This window comes from Helicobacter salomonis, assembly GCF_017979425.1.
GTDB lineage: Bacteria > Campylobacterota > Campylobacteria > Campylobacterales > Helicobacteraceae > Helicobacter > Helicobacter salomonis.
Genome location: NZ_JAERIS010000039.1, coordinates 1 through 11,288, shown reverse-complemented (window position 1 = coordinate 11,288; position 11,288 = coordinate 1). Strand labels below are relative to the sequence as shown.

Annotated in this window: 13 protein-coding genes and 1 tRNA gene; 2 read left to right on the top strand and 12 right to left on the bottom strand. The window is 49.5% G+C overall.

Annotated elements, in window-relative coordinates:
* Together KCO92_RS06945 and KCO92_RS06940 are read left to right on the top strand one after the other, a co-directional pair.
* Positions 1-344, top strand: a 344-nt coding sequence (locus KCO92_RS06945; protein ID WP_281728042.1) for a phosphoribosylglycinamide synthetase C domain-containing protein, incomplete at its 5' end; no start/stop codon positions are given.
* Complete coding sequence (locus KCO92_RS06940) at positions 341-3,985, top strand: phosphoribosylformylglycinamidine synthase (RefSeq protein WP_104695294.1); 3,645 nt, start codon at positions 341-343, stop codon at positions 3,983-3,985. The genes KCO92_RS06945 and KCO92_RS06940, both read left to right, overlap by 4 nt.
* A 5-nt stretch (positions 3,986-3,990) precedes the next feature.
* Here the strand turns inward: KCO92_RS06940 and KCO92_RS06935 are convergent.
* The 12 genes from KCO92_RS06935 to KCO92_RS06880 form a co-directional block, all read right to left on the bottom strand.
* A tRNA-Leu gene (locus KCO92_RS06935) sits at positions 3,991-4,075 on the bottom strand.
* Positions 4,076-4,120: 45 nt separating this feature from the next.
* Positions 4,121-5,413, bottom strand: a complete 1,293-nt coding sequence (locus tag KCO92_RS06930) for a Na+/H+ antiporter family protein (protein ID WP_104695293.1) — start codon at positions 5,411-5,413, stop codon at positions 4,121-4,123.
* Positions 5,413-6,306 carry a nitrilase-related carbon-nitrogen hydrolase gene (locus KCO92_RS06925; protein WP_104695292.1) on the bottom strand — a complete coding sequence of 298 codons (894 nt, stop codon included), beginning with the start codon at positions 6,304-6,306 and terminating at the stop codon, positions 5,413-5,415. Before KCO92_RS06925 ends, KCO92_RS06930 begins: the two co-directional genes overlap by 1 nt.
* 74 nt (positions 6,307-6,380) lie before the next feature.
* Positions 6,381-7,031, bottom strand: coding sequence for a penicillin-binding protein activator LpoB (lpoB, locus tag KCO92_RS06920; protein WP_104695291.1), 651 nt, complete (start codon positions 7,029-7,031; stop codon positions 6,381-6,383).
* 1 nt (position 7,032) lies between these two features.
* A complete protein-coding gene (locus tag KCO92_RS06915) occupies positions 7,033-7,488 on the bottom strand; it encodes a hypothetical protein (protein ID WP_104695290.1) in 456 nt (151 codons plus the stop codon).
* Positions 7,489-8,001, bottom strand: a complete 513-nt coding sequence (locus tag KCO92_RS06910) for an LPP20 family lipoprotein (RefSeq protein ID WP_104695289.1) — start codon at positions 7,999-8,001, stop codon at positions 7,489-7,491.
* Between the two features lie 56 nt (positions 8,002-8,057).
* Complete coding sequence (rpsR, locus tag KCO92_RS06905) at positions 8,058-8,312, bottom strand: 30S ribosomal protein S18 (protein WP_013469516.1); 255 nt, start codon at positions 8,310-8,312, stop codon at positions 8,058-8,060.
* Between the two features lie 12 nt (positions 8,313-8,324).
* Positions 8,325-8,780, bottom strand: coding sequence for a single-stranded DNA-binding protein (gene ssb, locus KCO92_RS06900; protein ID WP_104695288.1), 456 nt, complete (start codon positions 8,778-8,780; stop codon positions 8,325-8,327).
* Complete coding sequence (gene rpsF, locus KCO92_RS06895; RefSeq protein ID WP_104695287.1) at positions 8,770-9,204, bottom strand: 30S ribosomal protein S6; 435 nt, start codon at positions 9,202-9,204, stop codon at positions 8,770-8,772. Before rpsF ends, ssb begins: the two co-directional genes overlap by 11 nt.
* A 63-nt stretch (positions 9,205-9,267) precedes the next feature.
* Positions 9,268-10,257 (bottom strand): DNA polymerase III subunit delta, encoded by a 990-nt coding sequence (gene holA, locus KCO92_RS06890; protein WP_104695286.1) that lies wholly within the window; start codon positions 10,255-10,257, stop codon positions 9,268-9,270.
* Entirely contained in the window at positions 10,257-11,069 is an 813-nt protein-coding gene (locus KCO92_RS06885; protein ID WP_104695285.1) for a shikimate dehydrogenase, read from the bottom strand. Before KCO92_RS06885 ends, holA begins: the two co-directional genes overlap by 1 nt.
* Positions 11,059-11,288, bottom strand: a 230-nt coding sequence (locus KCO92_RS06880) for an SH3 domain-containing protein (protein ID WP_210647478.1), incomplete at its 5' end; no start/stop codon positions are given. The genes KCO92_RS06885 and KCO92_RS06880, both read right to left, overlap by 11 nt.

The following is an 11,288-nucleotide window of genomic DNA, read 5'->3' as shown; positions in this document are numbered from 1 at the left end:
TCCAAGGCGATCTACTAGAGATCATGCAAGCCTGCGCCAAACAAGAGCTCGCCACGCAAGAAGTGCGCTTTGCCCCCGATCATGCCTGCTGTGTGGTGCTGGCCTCACAGGGCTATCCCCAAGATTTTGGGGTCGGGTATGCGTTGGGCTATCCTCAAGACTTAGACATTTGCTTTGCAGGGGTCAAGCGCACCCAAGAGGGGCTGTGCAATGCCAGCGGACGCGTGCTCTCCATCACAAGCACCGCCCCCAGCCTGCAAGAGGCGCGTGCGTTGAGCTACGCGCGCATGGCCAAGATTTCTCTTAAAAATGGCTATTATCGCCAAGATATCGGACAAGTATGATTGTCTATGTACAAAAAAAGGCAGGGTTTGACTTTGTAGCCCAGCACCTTTGTGCCCAGTTGCACGAGGTGTTAAACCTCCCCCGTTTAGAGCGCGTGGTGGTTATCAACGCTTATTTAGTAGATGATATGACCCCTGAGGACTTGGAGCGTGTGCGCACTATTGTCTTTAGCGAACCCCAGGTGGACGATCTCTTGGAGGATTTGGAGCTTGGGGATTGTAATGCGTCTTTTGCAATCCAAACCCTCAAGGGGCAATTTTGCCCCAGAAGCCATGCGGCTATGACCTGTTTGCAAATGCTTAACCCCAGCACCCCCACTCCCTTAATCGAGCACGCCACGATCTACAAGCTTTATGGCAAGCTCCAACCAGAAGAGCTCAAGCGCGTGCGTGCTTATCTTACCAACCCCTTAGAAAACCACGAGGTGGCTTTGCCTTTGCAAAGAGCGTACACACTCACCCCTTCGCCCCCTGCCCAAGAAATCTTTGACTTAAGCGTTATCTCCAACAAGGAAGCTTTTCTTGCCAAACACCATTTAGCCCTCTCTTGTGCGGATTTAGACCTGATTGCCAAGCACCTCCCCTCTGTGAACTTCTTGGAACTCAAAATCTTAGACACCTTTTGGTCCGATCACTGCCGCCACACCACCTTTCATACAGAGTTAGAGATCAACACACAAAATCCTCTAGCCCAAGAAATTTTAGCCCAATACATGACGATGCGCGAGGAACTCAACCACACCAAGCCCATTAGCTTAATGGATATCTCCACGATCATGGCTAAAACGCTTAAGGCTAAAAATCAGGTGCGCGCGTGGGTAGTGGGTGCAGAGAACAATGCCTGCACGCTGGATATTACAATCAACACCCCTCAGGGCCTAAAACCCTACTACCTCTTTTTTAAGAACGAAACCCATAACCATCCCACAGAGATCGAACCTTACGGGGGGGCCTCTACTTGTATTGGGGGAGCGATTCGCGACCCCCTCTCTGCGCGCGGGGTTGTCTATGCGGGGATTCGCATTTCTGGGTGTGCCAACCCGCTTGAACCCATCGCCCAAACTAGAGCGGGCAAACTCCCCCAAAGAAAAATTGCGCTAGGGGCCTCTGAGGGATTTAGTGCCTATGGGAATCAAATCGGGGTGGCTACTGGGCTGGTGCATGAGGTCTATCACCCCGGCTACAAGGCCAAGCATTTAGAATTAGGTGCGGTGGTGGGCTGTGCGCCCCAAGATCATGTGCGCTCTTTAGAGCCTAAGAGTGGGGATGTAGTGGTCTTAGTGGGTGGGCGCACGGGGCGTGATGGCTTGGGGGGGGCTAGTGGGTCTTCACAAGCCCACCACACCCAGTCCTTAGAGCTTTGCGGCGCGCAAGTGCAAAAGGGAGATGCCCTTCAGGAGCGCAAACTTCAGCGACTTATGCGCAATCCCAAATTTTGCCAGCTCATCAAGCGTTGCAATGATTTTGGAGCGGGGGGGGTGAGTGTAGCCATCCCTGAGCTAGCCCCTAGTGGGGTGCGTATCAATTTGGATGCCATGCCCACTAAATACGAGAATTTAAGCCCCTTTGATTTGGCTTTGAGCGAATCTCAAGAGCGTATGGCTATGCTGATTGAGGCTAAGGACTTGGAGGCATTTCAAGCCTATTGTGAGAGTGAGGGGGTATTGAGTGCGCCCATCGCGCAAATCACCACAAGCCAAGCTTTAGAAATGTATTTTCAAGAGGAGCTTGTGGCGCGTATTCCTATGGCTTTACTCCACAGCCACGGCGCATCCCGCTTTGCGCGCGCCCAGATTCCAACTTTTCCAAAGCCCCCCAAGCGCGCTTACAATTTTTTAAAAGATTTTAAGCACTTAGCTACTGATTTAAATCAGAGCACTCCACGGGGTTTGATAGAGCAATTTGACTCCACCATTGGAGGCAATAGCATTTTCATGCCCTTAGGAGGGATTTACCAAGCCACTCCCATCCAAGTGATGGCGCATAAAATCCCCTTTGAAGACACCTCTACTTGTTCTCTAGTGGCTTTTGGATTTGACCCTTACACATGTGATCAAGACCCCATTAAAGGGGGGTACTTGGCCGTGATTGAGAGTGTATGTAAACTAGTGGCATGCGGGGCACAATGCCATGACATTTATTTGAGTTTCCAGGAGTATTTTGAGTCTTTGGGCGCAGACGCGCATAAATGGGGCAAACCCGTTGGGGTGTTACTAGGCGCGCTCTTAGCCCAACAACGCCTTAATATTGCCTGCATTGGGGGCAAGGATTCGATGAGCGGGAGTTTTGAGGATTTGAGTGTGCCCCCCACCTTTGTGAGTTTTGCCTTTTGTGCCCAAGAGAGCACCCATTTAATTAGCCCAGAGTTCAAAGCCCCCGGGCATTTTATCTATCTCCTTCAAGCTCCTTTAGACACGCATGATCTACCAACACAGCTAGACACATTGTTTGAAAGCTTGCATGTGCATATTACTCAAAAGCGCGTGATCTCTGCCTATGCGCTGGGGGCTAAAGGGGTGGCCCAAGCGTTGATCCACATGAGTTTAGGTAATCGCATCGGGGTAGAATTAGAGGAGAATTTGCATTTAGACACCCTCTTTGCACCCGGTTATGGGGGCTTTGTGCTAGAGAGTGTGCAGGAGTTAGAGCAGGGACTTAAATTAGGACACACCAGTGCGCAAGAGCATATTAGACTGGGCAAAGATACTATCTCTATTGGTGATCTGCAAAGAGAACCCTTAGATTCCCTCTACCCCACGCGTGCTTCAGGTCCTGCACCCTGCACCCTGCCCCAAACCATGCGTCCCCTAAACTCTCCTCCTGCGCGCGTTAAAATCGCCAAGCCCCGCGTGCTCATCCCCATTTTTCCGGGCACGAATTGCGAATACGACACGCAAAGGGCTTTTGAAAGGGCGGGGGCGTTGGTGCAGATGTTAGTTATCAACGATCTCACTCCCCGCCATAGCGCGCAAGCCATCGCGCAAATGCAAAAAGCCCTTGCAAACACCCAGATTTTGTTCTTACCCGGAGGATTCTCCGGGGCTGATGAGCCCGATGGAGCGGCTAAGTTGATCAAAGCCTTTTTCTCCAATATGAAGTTACAAGAGGTACTGAATGCATTTTTAGAAAATCGAGATGGACTCATTGGAGGGATTTGCAATGGGTTTCAAGCTTTGCTCAAATTGGGTTTGCTCCCCTTTGGGCGCATCACTCCCTCCAAACCCCACCACCCCACCCTTTTGCCTAACGCCATTTTGCGCCACCAGAGTAAAATTGTGCATGTGCGTGTGATCTCCAATGCCTCGCCCTGGCTGAGTGCCACGCAAAAAGGGGCGATCTATGCTGTGCCCATTTCGCATGGCGAAGGGCGTTTTTTTGCCCCACAACAAACTCTCATAGAACTTGCCCAGCGCGATCAAATCGCCACGCAATATGTCAATTTAGAGGGACAAGTGAGTTTAGACACAGCCTTTAACCCCAATGGTTCGCTCTGTGGCATTGAGGGGATCACTTCGCCCTGCGGGCGCATCTTTGGCAAAATGGGGCATAGCGAACGAGTGGGTGCACAGCTGTATAAAAATGTAAAAGGGGACTTTTCTATGCCTATTTTTGAAGGAGCTGTAAAGTATTTTAGTGAGTAAGGGAGTGGTGCGGAAGAGAGGAATCGAACCTCCACGCCTCGCGGCGTCAGATCCTAAGTCTGGTGCGTCTACCAATTTCGCCACTTCCGCCCAAAAACCCCTATTATACCCCCATAAGTTTAAACACCCCTGAAACTAGAGTAGCAACGCCCCGAGCGTGCCAAAGACAATCAGGGGAATATTGTAAACTAAAAAGGTAGGTAAGCAAGTATCATAGATATGGCTGTGTTGTCCATCCGCATTGAGCCCCGTGGTGGGCCCGATGGTGCTATCTGAAGCGGGCGAGCCTGCATCGCCTAGTGCAGCTGCAATACCCACTAGGAGGATAGTCGCAGAAGTGCTAAAACCCAAAGCCACACACAATGGGCAGTAAAAAGCAGCGATGATGGGCACAGTGCCAAAGGAAGTGCCAATCCCAATGGTGATAAAAAGCCCAATGCCTAGCATGAGCAATGCACCTTCTAGCTTATTAGAAACAAGACTACTGGTTGTTTGCACTAAATCTGCAATGGCATGGGTTTTTTGCAACACCTCTCCAAAACCTGCGGCCACGAGCATGACAAAGGCTACAAATCCCATCATTTTCACCCCCTCATCAATCACCTTGTCCATTTCCTTCCACTTAACCACACGCCCAGCCAGCATGACCATTAGACCAATGAAAGCCCCTAGAGGCAGGGACCCCGTGCTCAACTGCACCACAAAGGCGAGCACAATCCCCAATAAAGTTAAATAGTCGCGCCAACTCAACTGGAGAGCTTGTTCGCTTTGAAGTTCCAGACTATCCTTGTAAATGCGAGGTTTTCGATAGAGAAATAACACTGCCACGACTAGACCCGTTAGCATAGCCAAACCAGCAATGGACATCACTCCTACGACCTGGGAGAGAGTGGTCGAGATGCCATTAGCATTGAGATTTTCCACGATGAGGTTGAGAAAAATAAGCCCAAATCCTGCAGGAATAGTCATATAAGGTGTTTGTAACCCGAAAGTTAGGGCACATGCCAGGGCGCGTCTGTCTAGCTGTAAGCGATTCATCAAATGTAAAAGCGGAGGAATCAAAATGGGAATAAAGGCAATGTGCACAGGGATGAGATTTTGGGAAAAGCAGGCGATGAAAGCGACCAGAAAACACACAATAGTGGCTTTTTTATCCATGATTCCAACTAGTTTGTGTAATACGACCTTGATGAGATTTCCGCTCGAAATCATGACGGCCAGCGCGCCCAAGAGGATATAACTCAAGGCCGTTTCCAAATTGCCATGCATGCCTTCAATCATAACTTGGGTTGTCTTCACTATCCCCAATCCTCCCATCACTCCAGCCACCAAGCTGGCCGCAATGATGGCGAGCAAAATGTTCAAGCGCGCCAAACTCAAAGCCACCATCACCACCACAGAAACTACAGCCGGGTTACTCCACAACATCACTCCACCACCCGTTTTAAAAGTGCTCCATAGGCTTCAATACGGCGATCCCTGAAAAAGGGCCACATCAAACGCGTTGCTCTACTTTCCTCCAAATCAAGGCATGCGTAAACAATTTCTTCCTCCTCTCCGCCCAGAGCTAACTCCTTGCCAAAGGCTCCGTAAATAAAACTTGAGCCGAAGAATTGAAGACCTTGTGTGTGCCCCGAGGGGTCCAACTCCAGTCCTACACGATTAGAAGTGATCACAGGGATCACATTGGCAATGCTGTGCCCACGCTGGACACCGCGCCACGCCTCTCTTTGCAAAGCCTTGTCCTGCGCACTCTCGCTTGAATCGTTAAACCACCCAATCGCGCTGGGATAAATGAGCATATCGGCCCGTTTGAGCGCCATGATCCGCGCGGCTTCAGGGTACCATTGATCCCAACATACCAACACCCCCAAATTTCCTACACTCGTTTGGATGGGAGCAAAGTCATCTCCGGGCGTGAAGTAGAATTTCTCATAAAAACGCGGATCATCGGGAATATGCATTTTGCGTTGAATCCCTGCAATGTCTCCATTTCTTTCAAACACAACGGCTGTGTTGGAAAACACCCCCTCCATGCGCTTTTCAAATAATGAGCCCACGATCACAACACGGTGTTTTTGAGCCAGTTGGCTTAAAAACTGGATATCCTCTGGATAGTGCTGTGCTAGAGCAAAATAGCTGGGATTTTCGTGTTGGCAAAAATACGCATAGGGATGCAATTCAGGCAAAACCACTAGGTCCAAAGACGGGTGCAATTGTTTGGAGCACTCCAGCATGCGTGCTGTATGCTCTAAAGTACTTAGACGATCCCCCTGATAGGCGTGCTGTAAGATAGCGACATGAATGCAAGGTGCCTGCAAGACTTATCCTCTCTGAATGGCGCGTCCACGCGCTGCAAAGTGAATTTAGAAGAGCTCCACTAGAAAGACATAGGTTACCAAGATACCGATTTATTGCTTCCCAGTTTAGAGATGGGAAATTCACGACTCCACACCTCCAGCCCGTTTTTAATACTCGTTAAAGATAGAATAAAGACATAATCAATGCGTTGTTTGCTGGAACTCACCCGTGCATTTCTTTGGATCACCTTACCGCTCAAGGAGAGGTCTGGAGCTTGGAGCGAGCCCTTTTCTTGCGTTGTCTCTTGATTGAATTCCTCATCATTGCGCAATTGACGCGCTTTTTTGATCATCGCATCCTCGCTGCCTCCACTCCCCGCGATCGCTTTAGTCACATAAAACTTACTGGGCACATGTTCCCTGAGAGTTTGGAGCACGAGCTGGGTGAGCTGTTGAGTATCAAAATGTTGCATGGTATCGTTCAGCACGTCGGATACCGCGATGACATAGTGAGGTTTGCTAAGACCTTGCACATCAGGGCTGGCCAGCATGGAAGCTACAGCTGTTTTAGCCGCATCTTCAATATCTTGGTAATCTAGGCCCGCTGTGGCGTACTTCTTAGACTCCTGATCCTGCTTAGAGATATAGCTCACATTCCCGCCACAACCTGCTAGTACCAGGCCCGCGGCCACACACGACGCCCAAAGACATTTATTGAAACTTCCCTTCCGCGCCCCTGTAATCATATCAATCCTTTTTTATATTTTTTTGTGTTGCTTGTGTTGGTTTTTTGTTCTCAGGGACAGCCTTATCCTGCAGGGAAGTCTGGGGTGCGGGTTTCTCTTCCGTGATCTGAGCCTGCTTGCTCATCTGGACATCCATGTCTACCAAGACGAATACTTTATCAGGCGCGACCCATTTTGTCCGTAATTCCGTGCCCTGAAGTTCTACATGCACCCTCTTTGCGCCACTTTCCTGTTTGTGGGTCTGCAATACAAAATCTGCGAGTTTATCACGCGCCTTGGTGCCTGCTAAACTCGTGGCACTTTCGATATCATCATCCAAAATGTCCGCTACCCCGCAAGCAACAACCTTATCCTGCTGGATATTGGCTGGCTTGGCGCACTGGTTTACCCAGCCGGGCGCACCCCCACAACCCCATAGTAAAGCGCCCAGAACCCCCCAGGCCCCTACTTTGTACATCTATTCTTGCAAACCTAGCTCAGACTTAACTTTAGCGATGATGCCCTTATCCAGTCCGACTAAGACCCACACGCGATCCTTGCCCACCCATCTTGCAAACTGCTTGGTCGCTGTGAGCACGCGATCGACCTTTTCACTGATTTGTCGGCTGCTATTTTTATCCAAGGATTTTCCAGTTCGACTGACTTGTTCTTGCACATCTTTCATGAGCTCAGATTTGAGATTGGTCGCTAGACTTGTGCGTGCCTTAGTTGCCGCTAAATCAGTAGCATAGTCCACATCCCCATCCACAATATCTTCCTCGCCCCGTCCTAAGAAAACAGCAGAATATTTCACCTTGTCTTCTTTGATATTGTTGAGATCGCCAGCAACCCAATCAGGGGCACTCTTGGTCTGCTTGTAGTACTCCTTATTCTCCTTGCTCACCCCAGACTTAGGCTCGCCGCATCCGACAATTCCCAAAGCCACGACCAAACTACCTGCCACCAAGACCCACTTAAACTTACCTACCATCGCTTACTCCTTATTTTTTGTAGAATCTAAATTTACACGCATAAAGTCACAGAGAGCTAAACCCTGAAAGGATTTTCCACGACTTTTTTACGATCCACTACATAGGGAATCAAAGCCATGTGGCGCGCGCGCTTGATGGCCACCTCTACACGCTCCTGCCACTTTTTGCTATTACCCGTCAAACGCCTAGGCATGATTTTGTAGCGTTCGGAGAGAGAATAACGCAGAAGCTCTAAATCCTTGTAGTCGATGAACTCGATCTTTGCCTCAGTGTATTTGCAATAGCGCTTAGAATAGCGTTTCTTTTCCATCATCATCCTTTCTTAAAATGGCATTTCATCATTGATATCGATCTCTGGCACACTCTGGGGCTCTTTTCTAGGTGCAGGGTTGCTCAGACTCTTTGCCTGATAGGGAGCAGCTTGATCCCATCCTCCCCCGCTTTGAGCATCGCGTTTGGAATCCAACATCACCAAATTCTCGGCCACAACGCTGTGTTTACTCTTCTTGTTGCCATGCTGATCATTCCAAGTTTCTAAACGCAAGCGCCCCTCAATCAGGACTTTAGAACCCTTGTGTAAGTATTGGCTAGCGATTTCAGCCGTGCGCCCCCACAGATCGATGTCTACAAAACAAGTCTCCTCCCCCTTGGTTCCGTCCTGTCGTTTGAAGACATGGTTAGTGGCAATCCCCACCTTACCCACCGCGCTTCCACTGGGCATATGGCGCAATTCGACATCGCGTGTCAGATGCCCTACCAACGTAACTCTATTGTACATCGCTCTCTCTAGGGGGTGTGGGAGGTGTGCTAGAGGGCTGTGCGTCCTGGTGTTCTTTGAGGCGTGGGCGTTTGATTTCTGAGCCGGGTTTTTTCAAGGCCCGATCTACCAAAGTCTGCCACGCTTTCTGCTCTTTCTTATTCTCATACCTCAAGATGATGAAGCGCAAAACATCCTCGTTGATACGATACAATCTTTCCAGTTCCAAGACCACCTCTGGGCGCGCCTTAAAGTAGATGACAAAGTAATAGCCACGCCTTTGCTTTTTGATCTCATAAGCTAGCTGCCTACTTCCCATGTCAAGAGTTGCCTCTATAACTCCCTCATGCTTTGAGATCACCTCTTGGTAGAAAGCAAGCTTACTTTTAATCTCTTCTTCTACCATCGTAGGTTTGAGGATGAACATCGTCTCGTAATGTTTCAAAAAATCTCCTTCTGGATTGCGCCCTCCTGCGTATGCAAGAGAGCAAGGTTCAGGCCGAGCATTCTAACCAATGTAATCTTGCACTTTAATTAAGAAATGCCAACCTGCCTGCGCGTTGCCCTGCATGCACTGCACATGCCATTCTCTGAGAAGCTCAAAAATAGGGCGCGTCGCTTTGAGCTGTCCAACGCGCTTGCTCAATTGCGATGCCAGTGCTGGGGGTGGGTTAAAACCCAAAATCTCCTTGGGTCGAATGCTTCCATGGATTTTCAAATAACTGGCAAAAAGAAATAGTTGGTAAAAATAACGCGCCAACGCACGTACCAGCTCCACCTCATCAACACCCTCTGCTTGCAGACGCGTAAAGATCGCAAAACGCCCCACTCCTCCCTCAAATAGCGAGTCTAATAATTGCTCTGTGCCAACAGCACCCATTCCATAGACCTCTTGTTGAACCTCCTGCACATGTATAGGGCGACCAGATAGGGCAAGTTTTTGGAGTTCCTGATCAATAATACCTAAGTCGTTATTGTGCAGCTCAAGCAATAAATACAAGGCCTGCATGTCAATTGGCAATCTCAGCGCGCGCGCTCTCTCCTGTAACAGTGTGATCAATTCAGAAGTGCTGGGAGTAAAAAAACGCACCTCCGCAATCTGCCCCTTGAGTTTGGGATGCACGAGTTGAGCCCCAAACTGCTTGCAGTGTTGGGGGTATTCGCCCTTATTCTTGGCGGGATAAAATCCGATGATAAGCGCATTTCTAGGATGTGCTATGATGGCTTCCACCAAAGCGTGACACTCTTTGGCATTCAATTTCTTATCCAACTTCAAGCACACCACAACCCCCTCTCCAAAGAGGGAATCCTGACTCAGAGCCTCTAAAACACTTTTGAGATCATAATCCCCAAAGTAAAAGCGTTGTTGCTGGGCATGTGCATAACGATCTAAAATCTTTTGGACATAGTGTTCAATGTAGAAAACATATTCGCCATAGAGCAGTGCAACCCTAGGAGTTGTGTGCTCCAAGTACTTGACAAATTCGCCATGGTACATCAAGTGAACGAAACCTGTTGCATACTATGGAAAATCTCAAGGTAGGGCACGCGCCCCGCGCAAAAGTGACCAAAACTCAGGGCTGCTTGCGCGATCAGCATCGCCCTCCCATCCAAGGTATGCACGCCCAAATCCTGTGCCATTTGCAAAAAGGGGGTTTCAACGCTGTAGATGAGATCGTAGGCGATCCTGGCCTGATTAAGTAAAGCATGGAGTAGTGCGCTCTCTAGGGGCAAACTTACCCCATCCATCCCAGCGCTGGTGGTGTTGACGACTAAATCGTAGGGTTCTGGTTTTAATTCTGCACTAAGAAAGCACGCCAACCCCTGCGCTTGGAAGGCCTTTAATCTCTGCGCACTGCGATTGGCAACACTCACATGCACCCCATGCGCGCGCAAGCTGTGCACCACTGCACGCGCACTCCCCCCCGCCCCTATCACTAATGCATTTTTAATAGGAACTGGCAACAGGACAAGGGGCGCATAAAACCCCTCTATGTCTGTATTATAGCCCACCAAATCCTCCCCCTCTAACACCCAAGTGTTGACAGCCTTGATCTCCTTGGCTTGGCCACGAGTCACATCGCTCAACTCATAAGCGATCTCTTTAAAAGGTGCGGTGATATTGGCCCCGCTTAAACCCAATTTGATAAACTCTGCTTTGAGCTGCGCGCCCTCTTGCAGGCAAATCGTGCGATACTCTCCCCTAAAACCTAGCGCATGCGCGAAATCTACAAAAGCCTTGTTGTGCAAGGCAGGTGATTTGGAGTGGGCAATAGGATTGCCAAAGACCCCAAACTCTCTACTCCTCACGCGTGGTACTCATCAATTTCAAATACACCCAACCCTTTTTGACACGCCCCCAACCACTTTTGATCTCTAGCACATGCACTTCTCTACCACGCAAGAGTCTTTCTGTTACTCTAGCTTTAATGCTAGGCAAAGCGCGCACATTGAGTACATCCACTGCAACATAGTAGGTCGTGGCGGGGGGCTCTGCAGGCGAGGGGGCAGGGGGCTGTGTCTTTTTCA

Bases quoted from the DNA above. Each gene is read 5' to 3' on its own strand.
- KCO92_RS06940 (WP_104695294.1), top strand. From the start codon at position 341: ATGATTGTCTATGTACAAAAAAAGGCAGGGTTTGACTTTGTAGCCCAG.
- KCO92_RS06930 (WP_104695293.1), bottom strand. From the start codon at position 5,413: ATGTTGTGGAGTAACCCGGCTGTAGTTTCTGTGGTGGTGATGGTGGCT.
- lpoB (WP_104695291.1), bottom strand. From the start codon at position 7,031: ATGATTACAGGGGCGCGGAAGGGAAGTTTCAATAAATGTCTTTGGGCG.
- KCO92_RS06915 (WP_104695290.1), bottom strand. From the start codon at position 7,488: ATGTACAAAGTAGGGGCCTGGGGGGTTCTGGGCGCTTTACTATGGGGT.
- KCO92_RS06910 (WP_104695289.1), bottom strand. From the start codon at position 8,001: ATGGTAGGTAAGTTTAAGTGGGTCTTGGTGGCAGGTAGTTTGGTCGTG.
- rpsR (WP_013469516.1), bottom strand. From the start codon at position 8,312: ATGGAAAAGAAACGCTATTCTAAGCGCTATTGCAAATACACTGAGGCA.
- ssb (WP_104695288.1), bottom strand. From the start codon at position 8,780: ATGTACAATAGAGTTACGTTGGTAGGGCATCTGACACGCGATGTCGAA.
- holA (WP_104695286.1), bottom strand. From the start codon at position 10,257: ATGTACCATGGCGAATTTGTCAAGTACTTGGAGCACACAACTCCTAGG.